We start from the raw sequence: 15,601 nt of genomic DNA on the forward strand, positions 1-15,601 counted from the left end.
TCCTAATTTTTTAATGCTTTCTTACTAATTAATTTATCATTTGACAGTTCAATTTGTGCAATATAAGCTGCACTACTTAGGTTTGAAAGATTAAATATTTCTACTTTTTTTGTTCCTTTAAAATTGTAAAGCTCTCTCCCTAACACGTCTATTATTTTTATTGACTTAATAGTCGAATCTCCTTTGTAAGTGAATTTTACATTGTTATTTTGAAGCTCTATAATTGATAAATTATTAGAAATAGTTTCATAACTATCCACACTTAAAGTATTGTTAGTAAATACAATTTCAAAGCGTTCTGAAAAATCTCCCACCTCAGAAGTAAAACTATAATCAGAATTAGATAAATTATGTATTAACCCTTGAACTTGTTAAGTTTACATCTAGAATTCCTGGAGCTGTATTGTAAGGATGTGTAGAAATTGTAGCTGTACCAAAGTCATGCTGGTAAATTTGAGCAAACCCAAAATTAAAAACAAAAAGCAATATTAAAAGTAATTTTATCTTCTTCATAATCAATATTATGTGCGTTTTTTATACAAAAGTATTTTCTTTTATTTATTTAATCAAAATCTTAAGATTATATTCGCTAAACGCCTCTTTTTTTTAGATTAACTATTATTATTTAACATTAAATGGTGTCTTTTTAGAATTTATTTATAGTAAAAATTAAAGTTATTTAATGCTTAAAAAAACTTATACTGTTACAGAAGCTCAAAAAAAGTTAGAGCATTATTGTGCTTACCAAGAACGTTGCCATAAAGAAGTAAGGCAAAAGTTAAAAAGTATGGGTATGATACCTGAGGCTATCGATATTATTATTGTACACCTATTAAAGCACAATTTTCTAAATGAAGAACGCTTTGCTAAAATTTTTGTTAGTGGCAAGTTTAGAATAAAAAAATGGGGACGCTATCGTTTAAGATTAGAATTAAAAAAGAAAGACATCTCGACAGTTAATTTAAAAGCAGCGCTTAATGAAATACCTGAATATGAGTATTTAGAAGTTTTTAATGCTTTAGCTGAAAAGAAGTTTGAATCGATTCTTGAAACTAATAAATTTAAAAAGAAAAAAAAATTAGTTGACTATTTATTATACAGAGGTTGGGAGTCCTATTTGGTATACGATAAGGCAAATGAGCTAATAAAATAATAACACACAAAAAAGCCTTTCAGTTTAATTCTGAAAGGCTTTTTTGTGTGTTGTAAGCTTCTATTATAGGTTAAAAACTGCTCCTAAACTTATTGTAAATTGGTTGTTTATGTTTTCACGCCCAATAGGTTTCTCTTTATATTTTGCTAATGGTGTATTTAATTCTGTGTAAACTCCAAAACCATCTGTAAATAAGTATCTAAAACCTAAATGACCTCCAAAGTTTTTTGTGCTTAAACTTAAACCAGGATAAACATCAAAATTATCATCTATATTAATTACGTTATCTAAGTTAGCATTAAAATGTGCTTTAATATCAAAACGGTCTCCAAATTTCGCATTAAGGATATCGTTATTTTTAACATTTAGTCCGTAAGTAGAAGATACACCTACAGAAATGTTTTCACCTAGACCATAATCATAACTTATATTAATTCCAAAAGCAAAATCTTGAAAATTACCACCAATTTGAAATTTTTAGTCTCCTTTACCATCAAAAACTTGCGCGTTTATTAACGATACACTTAAAATTGCTAATACAAATAGTATTTTTTTCATCTTTTATTTTATTTAGTATTCTTAATTGCTTGAGCATTTTTCCAGTCTATCCATTTTTGACCTTTTATACGTCTCATAACGTTGTTAAAACTACGCATTACAATTAAATTATAAATAGCTTTTGCCAAGTTTTTTGGTTGCCTAGGTATTGCACGTAAACTCATGGAGAATCCTGGTGTAATATAGCGCATGTAATGCCAAAAACCTTCTGGCATATACAAAACCTCTCCATGGTTAAGTTCGCACTCCCAACCTTTAGCATTTAGTAATGCTGGCCATTCTTTAAAGTCTGGATTTGAGAAATCGATATCTTCTCTAACAATTAATGAATGTGGTATTTTATAGAGGTATTTGTTTTGTTCTTGATTGAATAATATGATTTGTTTTTTACCTTCAAAATGAAAATGAAAAATGTTTGCTAAATCAAGGTCATAGTGCATAAAAGTATGCGAGTTTGTACCTCCAAAAAACAACATTGGTAGTCCTTTCATTAAGCGTAATCCAAAATCTGGGAATTTAAAATCTTTTTGAAGCTGTGGTACTTCTTTTAAAATATTCCAAAGAAAAATTCTAAATTTAGTGGGTTCTCGTTTTAGCAAATCTATATAGTCTGCCATTTTCATTTTTGCATGTGGTTCGTTAAAACTGTCCTTATAATCTACAGGTCTGTCGTCATAAAGAGGTACGGTTTTTTCTCCAGCAACTTGCCTTATATACTCAAGATTCCATTTTGTATACGCTGGCCAATCGACAATAAATTGCTCTATAATAACAGGTTTTTGAGGTTTAAAATAATTTTTAATAAACTTCTGCTTCGTTATAGTTTTAACTCTTGGTATGTTATCTAAGTTTAATTTCAAATTAAAAATTTAAAAGTCAAAGTTAATAAAACGCTACCAAATGTAATGTTATTGTTTGTATTACTGTTTAGTTAAAATTATAGCGTAAACCAAATAGTACATTACTTGGTGGCATAGGTGTAAAACCAGTTTCTATATAATCTGCATCAAAAATATTACTTACTGTTGCAGAAAACTCTAACTTTTTTAAAGTAAAAATTAACGAGGCATCCCAAACATTATAACTTTGTCCCGTAGTACGTTCGGCATGTTTGTATATTATATTTTGTCTTACGTTTTTAAATAATTGACTGCTAAAACGTGTTGTAAATTGATGTTTTAACGTATTTAACGAGTAACGAGACAACTCTTTGTTTTGGTCTAAAATATTGTCTTCTAAAAAAGCATAACCAAAAGCTAAAGTTTGGTTATAGGAGCCAACTTTAAAATTGTAAGAAGTATCAAACTCTAAACCTTTGGTATTTACCTCTGCTATATTTGTAGCAATATAAATAGTTTCGGTAGCGCTTGGTCTAATATAATCTATTAAATTTTTAGCGTCTCTATTAAAAAGTGCTAAGGAGGTTGAAAAATTATTTGTAGTATACTTAAAGCCAATTTCTTGACCAAAGGCATCTTCTGGCTCTAAGTTTTCATTCCCAGAAGTTCTAAAATCATTATAAAACAAATCTGTGTATGTAGGTATTCTATAGGTATAACCAACGTTTCCATATATTTTTATAGTATTGTTTATTTTGTATCCTATGTCTATTCCTGGAAAGGCGTTAAATTTAAAATCTGAAAAGTAAGTTACAGCAACACCTGGAGTTATGTCTAATCTATTATCTAGTAATTTAAACTTATGTTCTAAAAAGAGGTTAGCCATAAACCTGTTTCGGTTTCCTAAATTATTACTTCTTAGGTGAATTTTTGAGACATCCACACCAAAACCAGTAACACCAGATTTTGAGGTATAAGAAGCGTTTACTTCTGCTCCCATTTTGTCTGTAATATGTAAATTTCTAAAAAAAGAAGGATCTTCTCTTTTTAACAGAAACAGATCTTGATTACGTTTCCAATACACACGTGGTTTAATTTTAAATTTTTCTGTTTTGAAAGTAGTAGTAAAACCTATTAAACAGTTTTGGGTTTCTTCGTATTCATTAAAAGTAGGATTGGTTGTGTAAAAATTCTCTGCACCAAATTTCCTATCAAAAAAAGTTGCGATTAATTCTATTGGTTGTAGTTTCTTATTGAAAGTACTCTTTAAAAAATAATTTGAATTATCATAATCTGAGTTGTTTCTATAGCCTTCAGAAGTTAACTTTCCAATATGTATAATATGAGATGAGTTTTCTAATTCTGTACCAATGGTAACAGAGCCATTTAATTGATTAAATGATCCTGTTTCTAGGTTTACAGAAACGGAATTATCTAAGCTTTTTTTAGTAACTATATTAATAGCTCCTGTAAATGCATTTTGTCCAAAAATTCTAGCAGCAGGACCTTTAATTATTTCTATACGCTCTATAACTTCTATTGGTAGTGCAGCATTCATGGTATGGTGGCCTGTTTGTGCATCATCCATTTTTATGCCATCGATAAGTAATAAAGTTTGATCAAAACCACCACCTCTTATTTGTAAATCGGCCTGACTACCACCAGTTCCACGACGTCTAATATCTACACCTGTAACTTGTTGTAATAAATCGGCAACGTTAGTTGCAGCTGCATTTTTAATATCTAAAGAAGTAATAATTGTAATTGTTCTTGAGTTTTCTTTAAAAGGTAAATCTATTCTTGTAGATGAAATTATTACAGAATCTAATTGTTGAAATGGCAACTCTTGAGCTTGTGTAGCCAAAGTAAAAATAACAAGCAAAATTGTTGAAAGATTTATTTTCATAATAAAATATATTGGTGTTATATAACGTGTCAAAATTCGTAACTTTCCGGATCATTATAGTAGTCCAGTTTTAAAACAATGCATAGTCCGGTTGATGACATATTAAAATCTCTAATTCATTTTGAAAAGTCGCCAAACACAGCAATTTATATTCAAATAGGTCAACAGATTATTAATACTATACAGCGTGGTTATTTGCCAGAAGGCACTGCGTTACCAGGAACTAGAAAATTTAGTTCAATACTTTCTATAAATAGAAATACAGCAGTTGCGGTTTACGATGAGTTGGCTTCGCAAGGTTGGGTAGATATTGTAGCTAATAAAGGCACGTTCGTGTTAATGCCAGAAAAGAAAACTGCTGCCATAAAAGGAGCATTACAAAGTTTAGATAAGTTTAAAACATACCCGGAAACTGCAGGATTTCCATTTCAACAGTCTTTTAATTTAGCATCTACTCAAGAATATTCTAGATGTAAATACGTGATTAATGATGGACAACCAGATTTAAGATTACATCCTACACATCAATTTTCGAAATTATATAGTGCTTCAATGAAACGTTCATCGTTAATTTCAAAATGGAATCAAACTCAAGAACAATCAGATTCTACTTTTAGTAAGCAGTTGTGTAATTATTTAAATGCTACCAGAGGTTTTTATATAAAACCTAATAATATTTTGAGTACGCGTAGTACAGAAATGAGTTTGTACATTATATCTCAGTTAATAATTCAAAAAAACGATGTTGTTCTTGTAGGTAGTTTAAGTCATTATAAATCTAATATGATTTTTCAGCAAGCAGGTGCAAATTTAAAAACCATTCCTGTAGATGCACATGGAATAGATGTAGATTTTATAGAAAAAAATTTCACAAAACTTAGTATTCGTTGTGTTTATATATGTGCGCATAGGCAATATCCTACAGCTGTAACACTTACTGCAGAACGACGATTAAAATTACTACAGTTAGCAAAGGTGTATAAGTTTGCTATTATAGAAGATGATTTTGATTATGATTTTCAATTTGATGGTTCTGCTATGGTGCCAATGGTAAGTGCAGACAGCCAAGGTTTTATTATTTATTTAGGTCGATTGGGACAGTCTTTTTTTCCAAATTTCCAAATTGGATTTGTAGTCGCTCCAGAAAATATTATTAAAGAAGCTAAAAACTACTTACAAATACTAGACAAACAAGGCGATTTAATTCAGAAACAAATACTTACAGAACTTATCTCTGAAGGAGAAATACATAGATTAATTAAAAAAAACAGTACTGTTTATAAAAAAAGACGAGATTATTTGTGTGCGTCTTTAGATACTTACTTTAAAGCATATACTACTTGGCAAATACCAGCTGGAGGTTTAGCGGTTTGGTTATGCTTTCAGGTTAAAATATCACTTGTTAAATTGGCAGAAAAAGCAAAAGAACACGATTTATTTTTACCTAAAACTATTCTTTACCAAAATAAAAATATTTGTGCGATAAGGTTTGGGTTTGGCCATTTAAACGAAAATGAAATAGAAACTATTGTTAAAATATTAAAGCGCTCTTTTGAAGCGGTTGTTAAAAAAGAAATCCGCTAATAATAGCGGATTTTTTTAATAAATTATAAAACTAGGTTTTAGGCTTTTTGTCTTTTACAACTTCTGCATCATCATCACTTTTAATGTCTTTACCTTTTAAATATTCTGGTAATTCCATTCCTGCCATATTAAACATTTCTTGTAAAGGCGGTACCGATTTATACATACCAGATAAGAAGTTTGCAGTAGACGATTTTCCATCTTTATTACCTCCATTTTCCCAAACAGTAACTTTATCAATTTTAATATTTTTAATCGCTTCAGATTCCATTTTTACTAACTCAGGTAGCTTATCTGCAATTAATAATAATACAGCATCTTTGGAGTTGTTTCCTGCAGCTTTTACTATTTGTTCCATACCTGCAGCTTGTTTTGTTAATATTTCAAATTGCCCTAGAAGCCATTTGCAAAGCATTAGATTACCAACCAAGCGATATACTAGAATATGTGGCAGAATAAGTTTTAGTTAATAAGATTTTTTCTTCTCATAAAAAGCAATTTGCTTTTCTTCTATCTTTGTAAACTATGTTTGCACTAGTAGATTGTAATAATTTCTACGCCTCTTGCGAACGTGTATTTAACCCTAATTTACAAGGTAAACCAATCGCTATTTTAAGCAATAACGATGGCTGTGTTATATCACGTAGCGACGAAGCTAAAGCGTTGGGTTTGCCAATGGGAGCACCTATTTTTAAATGGGAAGCATTCTGTAAGGCTAACAATATCCACGTACTATCGTCAAACTATCCTTTGTATGGCGACATGAGTTCTCGTGTAATGAATATATTAAAACAGTTTACTCCAGATATCGAGATTTATAGTATAGACGAATCTTTTTTAGAATTTAAAGGCTTTGAAGATTATAATTTAAACGATTATGGACTTCAAATAAGAACGCGTATTCTAAAATGGACAGGTATTCCAACCTCAGTAGGTATGGCGCCAACAAAAGCTTTAAGTAAAGTTGCTAATAAAATTGCGAGAAAGTTTCCAAAAGAGACTAAAGGCGTTTATGTTATAGATTCTGAAGAGAAAAGAATAAAAGCACTTAAATGGATTAAAATAAAAGATGTTTGGGGCATTGGTCTTCGTCTAAGTAAGCGTTTAATAGCAAAAGGATGTCTAACAGCTTACGACTTTACACAATTACCAGATGCTTGGGTTAAAACCAATTTTTCTGTTGTTGAGTCTAGGCTAAAACGAGATCTTGAAGGTTTACCAACATTAAAATTAGATGAATACGATACCATAAAAAAGGCCATTGCAACTACGCGAAGTTTCGAGTACACCTATTCAGATATCCATAATATTAAAGAACGCGTGTCTACATTTGCAACCATTTGTGCCGAAAAATTAAGAAAACAAGGTTCCCGTTGCCACGTTATTAATGTGAGTTTAAGTAGCAACAGGCATAAAATAGGTTTAGAGCAGCATCGTGCAAGTTTGAGTATTAATTTGTCTAGCCCAACAAATTCCTCTTTGATATTAAGCACTTGTGCTGTTAGTGCAGTTAAATCTATTTTTAAGGAAGGTATAAAATATAAACGCGCAGGTATTGTTGTTACAGGTTTGGTTCCAGAAGATAGTTTTCAGCTCAATTTGTTCGATGCTCAAAACCCAAAACATCAGCCTTTAATGAAATCTATAGATTTTTTAAATACCAAGTATAAAGGAAATACCATTAAATTAGCAAGTCAAGATTTAAAACGCACATGGAAAATGCGTCAAGAACGTTTATCGCCAAGATATACCACGAATATTAACGATATAATAGTTGTAAAATAATTGTTACTAAGACAATGCGAAAAATCTCACAAAAAGCACTAAATTTATAAAGAAATAATACTAAAGCATTTTTTCGCTTCCGCGGAAATAATAAATATACAGTCTATGATAGCACACAAACAAGGAAGTTTAACTTTCTTTACACCAGAAACTATAGATGGCGCATCTGGACAGTTTTTTGATACAGGAATATCGGCAGGATTTCCATCTCCAGCAGACGATTTTAAAGAACATCGTTTGTCTTTAGACGAAGAACTTGTAAAAAATAAAGAAGCAACATTTTATGCAAAAGTAAGTGGGCAATCTATGATTGGAGCAGGACTGGACGATAACGATTTATTAGTTATAGATAGAAGCTTAGAACCAGCAAACAATAAAATTGCGGTTTGCTTTCTAGATGGCGAATTTACCGTTAAACGTTTAAGAGTTACTAAGGATGAGGTGTGGTTACAACCAGAAAATCCAGATTATCCAATAATTAATATTACAGAGGATAATAATTTTTTAATTTGGGGAATCGTTACTAATGTGATTAAAAAAGTATAATTATAAAATATTAAGCATAAAAAAACGCGAAACTTAAGTTTCGCGTTTATATATATATATGTAAATAAGAAATTAATCTGCTAAAATAATTGCTTTATTACCTTTCATCTCTAATGTTCCAGAATTAATTTTTACTGTTAATACTTTATTATCATCTGCATGAGGTACAACACTACCATGTAATTCATCTAAAACAAGATGACTTTGTGTATGCGTGTTTATTTTAATAGTACCTTCTGCTAATACCGAAACAATAGCTGCGTGATTATTAAGCATTTGGTATTCACCATTAATACCTGGTACAGTTACAGCATCTACTTCACTACTAAATAAAGTTGCTTCTGGTGATACAATTTCTAAATACATATTTTTTAGTATTCAGTAATTAGTGCTCAGTGTCTAGTCGTTTATTGTTGACTGCTTACCCGAGGACTGCTTACTAGTTTTAAGCTTCAGCTAACATTTTTTCTCCAGACTCAATAGCCTCTTCAATAGAACCTTTAAGGTTAAAAGCAGCTTCTGGTAAGTGATCTAACTCACCATCCATAATCATATTAAATCCTTTAATAGTTTCTTTAATATCTACTAAAACACCTTTAAGACCTGTAAATTGCTCAGCTACGTGGAAAGGTTGAGATAAGAAACGTTGTACACGTCTTGCTCTACCTACAGCCATTTTATCTTCTTCAGATAATTCTTCCATACCTAAAATGGCAATAATATCTTGTAATTCTTTATAACGTTGTAATAACTCTTTTACACGTTGTGCACAATCGTAATGCTCATCGCCTAAAATATCTGCTGTTAAAATTCTTGAAGTAGAATCTAATGGATCTACTGCAGGATAAATACCTAACTCTGCAATTTTACGAGATAATACTGTTGTTGCATCTAAGTGAGCAAATGTTGTTGCTGGTGCTGGATCTGTTAAATCATCTGCAGGTACATAAACCGCTTGTACAGATGTAATAGAGCCTTTTTTAGTTGAAGTAATACGTTCTTGCATTGCTCCCATTTCTGTTGCTAATGTAGGTTGGTAACCTACTGCAGATGGCATACGACCTAGTAAGGCAGATACCTCTGAACCAGCTTGTGTAAAACGGAAAATGTTATCTACAAAGAAAAGCACATCTTTTCCTTGTCCATCTCCAGCTCCATCTCTAAAGTATTCAGCAATTGTTAAACCAGATAATGCAACACGTGCACGTGCTCCAGGTGGTTCGTTCATTTGTCCAAATACGAAAGTAGCTTTAGAATCTTTCATTCCAGATTTATCAACTTTAGATAAATCCCAACCACCTTCTTCCATAGAATGCATAAAGTCGTCACCATACTTGATAATTCCTGACTCTAACATCTCACGAAGTAAATCGTTTCCTTCACGTGTTCTTTCACCTACTCCTGCGAATACAGAAAGTCCACCGTGTCCTTTTGCAATATTGTTAATCAACTCTTGGATTAATACTGTTTTACCTACTCCAGCACCACCAAATAAACCAATTTTTCCACCTTTTGCATAAGGCTCAATTAAATCGATTACTTTAATACCTGTAAATAATACTTCCGTAGAAGTTGATAAATCTTCAAATCTTGGAGCACTTCTGTGAATTGGTAAACCTGCATCACCTGCTTTAGGTAAATCTCCTAAACCATCAATGGCATCACCAATTACATTAAATAAACGTCCGTAAATATCTCCACCAATTGGCATTTGTATTGGAGCACCAGTAGCATTAACTTTTGTTCCTCTACTTAAACCATCAGACGAATCCATAGCAATTGTACGTACTGTATCTTCACCAATGTGAGATTGTACTTCTAATACTAATAATGAACCATCAGCTTTCTTAATTTCTAATGAATCGTAAATTTTTGGAAGTTCAGAACCAGCTTCGAATTCAACATCGATTACTGGACCTACTATTTGTGAAACTTTACCTGTAACTTTTGACATTACTTATCTATTTAATATTATGCGACTTAATTGTTTGAAAACACCTTTGGTTTTCGCGTGCAAAGATAGGAGATTTTATTTAAAATAAAAGTCGTTTTTCAAGCTTTTTTAGACATAAAAAAAACACCTTCATTATGAAGGCGTTTTTAATATTTCTTTTAACTATTTTTATTGCAATCCTGCAGAGTAGTTTGTGTTATAGTTTCCTATATCCACAAGACTCCCTGAAGCTTCAAAATTTGAACCGTATTTAGCATCAATAGCTTTTAAAAATTGGTTAGCTAATAATGCATAACCTCTAGAAGTAGGATGTACACCATCTAATGAAAATGCACCACCACTTACTAAATCAGACGTTAATACATAATCTCCTGATGGTAGATTACCATTTTTAAGTTGGTTTAATAATGAATTTGCATCAACAAACGCTAAACCAGCTGCGCTAGCTTGAGATTCTATTGTTGCATTAAAACTAGCAGTTGCTGTAGCAATTTCTGCTTGTTCAGTTGGTGTTAATACCCATTTGTCAGCTAATGGAATTGCAACACCATTAACTGTTAATGGGTTTCCTGGGACAGCTAGTGTACCAATAAATGATGAAGACGTTAAGACTAATAAATCAGCAGCAGTTGCTTGTCTGTAATTTGGTAACCCTAATCCTAATAAATCTGTTAAGCTTTCATCTTCAATAACAACAGCATTGGTTTCAGATTCAGCAAAAGTGATTGTTCTCGCTTCTCTTTCTTCAGCAGTAATTAGCATAAAAGTTTCAGCTTGTAATAATCCACCATTATAAGCTGCATAAGCATTGTTTACTGCGCCAGCTGTAGCTGCATCTAAAGGAACTGGATTATGTGGAACTGTTGTAAAATGTGGAATAGCAGTTACATCTGGAATGTTTGCTACAATACCTTGAGCACTACCAGAAGTTAATGTTGCGATAAGTGCTGCATATGTAGCATCAAAACCTACACCTGGAGGTCCAGCTATAGGAGTAATAGGGTTAGATCCATCTCCACCAGAAAGTGCATAACCTAATACATCATCATTTCCTATCCATAAAGAAAAGAAAGATGGTACTTGTGCCATAGCATCTGCTAAAACAGATGTTGAACTAGAACTAGCCATTCTTACAAAGAATGGATTAGCAGAAGGAGGATTACTAAATAATCCATTAAAGTTGCCATAACCTGGTGCTAATAAGTGAAAGCTTTTTGCGCCTGGAACACCCATATTATTAAAAGGACCTGTAGGATTATTTAAAACAATATCTGTAGTAGTCATTGCTCCTGGATTTAGATTTGTAATTGGTACTGGTCCAGCACCATCGAAAACTAATCTTGGACCAAATCCTGTAAGAGGACTTCCACCAGCAAGTAAACCACCTGTGTTATCATTCATTAAAGGTTGTGTAAAGCTACCTCCACCAATACTAGCAAATTGATTTGCCATAATTTTAGGCATAGAATTCTCTTGAGATATTTTGTATAAAGATCCGTCTGCAAAACCTGCGGTTAAAGAGTTTCCTAAAGCAACATAGTTAGAAAAATCGGCAGATCCAGCATTTAATGCAGGAAGTGTAACAGCTTCCATAAGTGGCTCATCCAAGAATTGTTCAAAATCTTCTTCATCATTACAAGCTGTAAAACTTATAGCTAGAGCAATAAGTCCTAAATATTTTAAGTTTTTAAATGTCTTCATTTTATAAGTTATTAATTGTTAATGATGCGTAATACATAGATCCTATAAATCCTGTACCAAATGCTGTAAAGTATTCGTTTCCAGTAAGATTTGTTGCTCCTACTTTTATTACAGATTTTAAACTTGGCACCTTATAGTTAATTTGGGCATCTACTACGTGAAATTCTGGTACAATACCATTTCCAAAGGTTGCTTCCCAGAAATAGTCATCGCTAAATCTGTAAGATACATTAAATCCAAGGTTTTTAACAACTTCTGTATGTCCAAAAGAAGCTTTAAACTTGTGTTCTGGTGTGTTAAAGTTGGTTTGAAAATCTGGATTAGCTGCTCTATCAAAATCTTGTTTTGTAAAGGTATAACTTCCGCTTAAATCAAAACCGTTAAATACTTTGGTAGATAGACCTAAAGATGCACCATAAGATTTTACATCTGCACTTGAGTTTGTGTAAGCGCTATAGGTTTGGAAATCACCATTTGCTATTGCTTGAGCCGAAAGGCCACCATCTCCAAGACCACCATTACTAACTGTACCATAGAAAGGTGCAATTACAACTTCTTGAGAGATAAAATCTTCATATTTGTTATAGTAAGTACTAAAATCAACAATTAAGCTTTCAAACTTACCTCTATAACCAAGTTCTATAGAAGTTACTTGCTCTGGTTTAATAATATCTGGATTTGCAACTGTTAAAGATGCTAAGTTACCTGAGGCTGCAAAAGCATTAACAGAACTTGCAGAATAAGAATTATTGTATGCTGCAGCTCCTGTTTGTGTAACAGATGAAGGAACACCAGGTAAACCTTGACCAGCTAAACTAATATTGTAATCTCTTGTATATCTATCTATGTTTGAAGGAGCAGAACCAACCAAAATTGCTCTACCTGCATCTAATCCAATAAATAAATCTTGTGTTGTTGGGTTTCTAAAACCAGTTTGAACAGATGCTCTTACATTGTGATTTCTATTTACTGTTAAACCTGCAGATAATCTTGGAGAAAAGAAACCATCAAATAACTCTGATTTATCATAACGACCAGAAGCTGTTAGTTTTAATTTCATGTCTTCATTAAGCTCTAAATCTTTTTGAACTTGAGAATAAATACCAAATTCTGAATACTCAATTGGGCCATCAAAGTCTGTATAAATAGTTCCTCCTGAATTTAAATTATATTTTCTGAAAGATCCACCAACTTGAATTTCAGCTATATCTGTTAAGTGACTAAAGTTATAATTTGCATCACTATGAAAATATTTTGAAGCATCTTGAAATTTTGAACCCGTTCTTAAATCTGGATCGTTTATACTTTTATTAAATGCAGCATTATATCCTGCAGAACCTGGTAAAAAACGACCAGTATCTGCCACTGCTCTTGAAGCATCATGCTTTTGTTGTGTTGTTAAACCTTGTGGGTTTCCAGCTAGTTCGATACCTGCATAAGTGCCAATATATTCTTGAAACCATTGATTATCACTTTTCCAAGCTCTATTAATATTAATACCAGTAAATACCATATCGTAAGAATCACCAGCTTTATCTGAAACTTCGTAAGCTCTAACAAAGAAGTTATCATTTTTAACTTCTAATTTATGTTGTTGTTGGAAGAATCCATTAATGTTATATCTATTTGTTCCTTGGTAAATTGTAGAACCTGTTCCTACCTTACCTACATATGAGAACTCTAAACTATTATCTTCAATTGGTCTATAGTATAATCCCCAATCTGCTTTAATGCTTTCTGCGTTATAGTTTGTTAAATCACGTTCGTTATATCCAGTTCTACTAACAACAACATCAGGTACTAAACCAGAACCAGAAGCTGCTCTAATATTAGTTGATACTTCATCACCATAAACATTTATACCATCATAATTGGTATTACTTCGTGTACGAGTTGGATCTATTTTGTCTACTTCGCTAGTTGCAGCCCAATCTGTACCTTTTAAATATCCAAAGTTTACTTTAGCAGCAAACTTATCTGAAAACTTGTGTCCCATTGTTATACCAACATCTGTGTAAGGATTATCTCCTGCTGATTCTTGAGATGTAATACCTCTTTTAAAAGAAGCTCTAATTCCTTGGTGGTCAAATGGATTTTTACTTCTCATAAATAAAATACCATTAAAGGCATTTGCACCATATAATGCAGAAGATGCTCCTGGTAGTAATTCTACACTTTGTACATCTGTTTCTACCATACCAACTAAATTTCCAATTGGAAAATTTAAAGCTGGAGTAGAGTTGTCCATTCCATCCACTAATTGCATAAAACGTGTGTTTGCAAAAGTTGCAAAACCACGAGTGTTTACAGATTTAAATGTTAAACTGTTTGTGTTAACATCTACACCTTTTAAGTTTTCTAATCCTCCATAAAAATCTGCAGAAGCAGTATTTTTAATTTCTTTAAGACCAAAACGCTCTACAGTAACTGGAGATTCAAAAATACGTTCTGGAGTTCTTGAAGCAGAAATTACAACTTCATCAAGAATACTTCCTTCTGCTAAAACGAAACTTAGTGTTTGGTTTTTTGTTGTAACTTCCATTGTTTCTGTAGAAAAACCAACAATACTGGCTTGAACAGAAAAAGGTGGGTTACTATCTGTTGATAATGTAAAATTTCCGTCGAAATCACTTACGTTTCCAGAAGATGTTCCTGTAACTATAAGGTTAGCGCCAGGAATTGGCATACCGTTATTGTCCATAACAGTACCAGTTATTGTTGTTTGTGCAAAAGTTACTGCACAAAAAAACAATAATACAATTGATAAGATTGTTCTCATTTTTTAGTTTTTATTAATTTAATATAAGCCAATATACGTTTTTAAAGTAAAAGTTAAAAAAAAAGGGTAGTGTTTTATATATATATAATAAAATGAAACTGTTATTTAGAATTAATAATAATTACTCTACAGTAATCAGTAATGACAAATCTGTGGGTTGAAAGTTTAAAATAATTTGATGAGAGTCTATACTAAGGGGTCTTAGTTTCTAATTTTCCAATAAAATTTAAAACTACTGTAACAAACCCAATAATAAATTGAATTGAAAAAATCCAACGAAACTCTCCTTTTTCAATCAGGTTTACCCCTCCACTCAACATGAAAATAATTCCATAGAAATACCAAAACAACTTTCTGTAATGTGTTTTTTTTGTCTCGGACAATTTCATTGTTCTCATAGAGATAAAATGTATAATTCCTACAATAATAAAAGTTATGATTAAAATTAAAAATCCTTTTTCCATTTTATAAAGTTACATAAAAACATTCCTACTTTGTATAAGTATCAAATTTTCAGACCTCATTTATCAAACCAATTGAAACAACCTTCGGTTTCTCAATTTTATCTAATCTTTTAATACGATTTTCCATCTTAAATTCTAATCCCCAAACTTGTTGTGGAGTGAATTTCAAAGTTCGTTGAGGTTTGAAATGAGATTCATTCATCATATCACTAATTTGAAGATAGTTGAACCCTTGACTTCTTTTTTCCTTAATGAAATTATATTTTTCAATCTGTGAGGAAGACAGTGGTAATACCCAAAATTTTGGAGAAATTACTTCTACTTCAACTAAT

14 protein-coding genes and 1 pseudogene are annotated in these 15,601 nt (G+C 31.8%); 4 read left to right on the forward strand and 11 right to left on the reverse strand.

Translation table 11 applies throughout. The annotated features are described in order from the left end of the window. Positions 1–2: 2 nt before the first annotated feature. The gene (locus QNK89_RS06855) at positions 3–314 is read right to left on the reverse strand and encodes a T9SS type A sorting domain-containing protein (RefSeq protein WP_340170277.1); all 312 of its coding nucleotides are present in this window, start codon (positions 312–314) and stop codon (positions 3–5) included. A 34-nt stretch (positions 315–348) separates the two neighbouring features. After that, a complete protein-coding gene (locus tag QNK89_RS06860) occupies positions 349–513 on the reverse strand; it encodes a hypothetical protein (RefSeq protein ID WP_340170278.1) in 165 nt (54 codons plus the stop codon). A 169-nt stretch (positions 514–682) separates the two neighbouring features. Between QNK89_RS06860 and QNK89_RS06865 the strand changes: the two genes are divergently transcribed. After that, positions 683–1,153: a regulatory protein RecX gene (locus tag QNK89_RS06865; protein WP_340170279.1), complete on the forward strand. Its 471-nt coding sequence runs from the start codon at positions 683–685 to the stop codon at positions 1,151–1,153. Between the two features lie 63 nt (positions 1,154–1,216). Here the strand turns inward: QNK89_RS06865 and QNK89_RS06870 are convergent, their stop codons facing one another. The 3 genes from QNK89_RS06870 to QNK89_RS06880 all read right to left on the reverse strand — a co-directional run bounded on the left by QNK89_RS06870 (position 1,217) and on the right by QNK89_RS06880 (position 4,456). Further along, complete coding sequence (locus tag QNK89_RS06870) at positions 1,217–1,621, reverse strand: DUF6646 family protein (protein ID WP_340170290.1); 405 nt, start codon at positions 1,619–1,621, stop codon at positions 1,217–1,219. A gap of 98 nt (positions 1,622–1,719) precedes the next feature. Beyond that, complete coding sequence (locus QNK89_RS06875; RefSeq protein ID WP_340170280.1) at positions 1,720–2,571, reverse strand: cupin-like domain-containing protein; 852 nt, start codon at positions 2,569–2,571, stop codon at positions 1,720–1,722. Positions 2,572–2,638: 67 nt separating this feature from the next. Then, positions 2,639–4,456: a TonB-dependent receptor gene (locus QNK89_RS06880; RefSeq protein ID WP_340170281.1), complete on the reverse strand. Its 1,818-nt coding sequence runs from the start codon at positions 4,454–4,456 to the stop codon at positions 2,639–2,641. A 78-nt stretch (positions 4,457–4,534) separates the two neighbouring features. On the opposite strand from QNK89_RS06880, the gene QNK89_RS06885 reads away from it, so the two are divergent. Then, the gene (locus QNK89_RS06885; protein WP_340170282.1) at positions 4,535–6,040 is read left to right on the forward strand and encodes a PLP-dependent aminotransferase family protein; all 1,506 of its coding nucleotides are present in this window, start codon (positions 4,535–4,537) and stop codon (positions 6,038–6,040) included. 31 nt (positions 6,041–6,071) lie between these two features. Here QNK89_RS06885 and QNK89_RS06890 read toward each other — a convergent pair. After that, a pseudogene (locus QNK89_RS06890) lies at positions 6,072–6,434 on the reverse strand (flotillin family protein); the annotation flags it as partial. A 131-nt stretch (positions 6,435–6,565) separates the two neighbouring features. Between QNK89_RS06890 and QNK89_RS06895 the strand changes: the two are divergent. Together QNK89_RS06895 and umuD are read left to right on the forward strand one after the other, a co-directional pair. Then, positions 6,566–7,825, forward strand: coding sequence for a Y-family DNA polymerase (locus QNK89_RS06895; RefSeq protein WP_340170283.1), 1,260 nt, complete (start codon positions 6,566–6,568; stop codon positions 7,823–7,825). A 105-nt stretch (positions 7,826–7,930) separates the two neighbouring features. Then, positions 7,931–8,371 (forward strand): translesion error-prone DNA polymerase V autoproteolytic subunit, encoded by a 441-nt coding sequence (umuD, locus tag QNK89_RS06900; RefSeq protein ID WP_340170284.1) that lies wholly within the window; start codon positions 7,931–7,933, stop codon positions 8,369–8,371. Positions 8,372–8,443: 72 nt separating this feature from the next. Here the strand turns inward: umuD and QNK89_RS06905 are convergent, their stop codons facing one another. The 5 genes from QNK89_RS06905 to QNK89_RS06925 form a co-directional block, all read right to left on the reverse strand. Then, a complete protein-coding gene (locus QNK89_RS06905; protein ID WP_340170285.1) occupies positions 8,444–8,737 on the reverse strand; it encodes a F0F1 ATP synthase subunit epsilon in 294 nt (97 codons plus the stop codon). Between the two features lie 79 nt (positions 8,738–8,816). Then, the gene (gene atpD, locus QNK89_RS06910) at positions 8,817–10,325 is read right to left on the reverse strand and encodes a F0F1 ATP synthase subunit beta (protein WP_340170286.1); all 1,509 of its coding nucleotides are present in this window, start codon (positions 10,323–10,325) and stop codon (positions 8,817–8,819) included. Positions 10,326–10,493: 168 nt separating this feature from the next. Then, the gene (locus tag QNK89_RS06915) at positions 10,494–12,026 is read right to left on the reverse strand and encodes a G-D-S-L family lipolytic protein (protein WP_340170287.1); all 1,533 of its coding nucleotides are present in this window, start codon (positions 12,024–12,026) and stop codon (positions 10,494–10,496) included. Between the two features lies 1 nt (position 12,027). Continuing rightward, on the reverse strand, positions 12,028–14,805 hold the full coding sequence (locus tag QNK89_RS06920) for a TonB-dependent receptor (RefSeq protein ID WP_340170288.1): 2,778 nt from the start codon (positions 14,803–14,805) through the stop codon (positions 12,028–12,030). A gap of 513 nt (positions 14,806–15,318) precedes the next feature. Then, positions 15,319–15,601 (reverse strand): hypothetical protein (locus tag QNK89_RS06925; RefSeq protein ID WP_340170289.1); only part of this gene is annotated, 283 nt, incomplete at its 5' end.

Source organism: Lacinutrix sp., assembly GCF_037625555.1.
In the GTDB taxonomy this organism is placed as follows: domain Bacteria; phylum Bacteroidota; class Bacteroidia; order Flavobacteriales; family Flavobacteriaceae; genus Lacinutrix.

Excerpts from the sequence above, each read along its gene's own strand:
- QNK89_RS06860 (WP_340170278.1), bottom strand. The coding sequence starts at position 513 with ATGAAGAAGATAAAATTACTTTTAATATTGCTTTTTGTTTTTAATTTT.
- QNK89_RS06865 (WP_340170279.1), top strand. The coding sequence starts at position 683 with ATGCTTAAAAAAACTTATACTGTTACAGAAGCTCAAAAAAAGTTAGAG.
- QNK89_RS06880 (WP_340170281.1), bottom strand. The coding sequence starts at position 4,456 with ATGAAAATAAATCTTTCAACAATTTTGCTTGTTATTTTTACTTTGGCT.
- QNK89_RS06885 (WP_340170282.1), top strand. The coding sequence starts at position 4,535 with ATGCATAGTCCGGTTGATGACATATTAAAATCTCTAATTCATTTTGAA.
- QNK89_RS06895 (WP_340170283.1), top strand. The coding sequence starts at position 6,566 with ATGTTTGCACTAGTAGATTGTAATAATTTCTACGCCTCTTGCGAACGT.
- umuD (WP_340170284.1), top strand. The coding sequence starts at position 7,931 with ATGATAGCACACAAACAAGGAAGTTTAACTTTCTTTACACCAGAAACT.
- QNK89_RS06905 (WP_340170285.1), bottom strand. The coding sequence starts at position 8,737 with ATGTATTTAGAAATTGTATCACCAGAAGCAACTTTATTTAGTAGTGAA.
- atpD (WP_340170286.1), bottom strand. The coding sequence starts at position 10,325 with ATGTCAAAAGTTACAGGTAAAGTTTCACAAATAGTAGGTCCAGTAATC.
- QNK89_RS06915 (WP_340170287.1), bottom strand. The coding sequence starts at position 12,026 with ATGAAGACATTTAAAAACTTAAAATATTTAGGACTTATTGCTCTAGCT.
- QNK89_RS06920 (WP_340170288.1), bottom strand. The coding sequence starts at position 14,805 with ATGAGAACAATCTTATCAATTGTATTATTGTTTTTTTGTGCAGTAACT.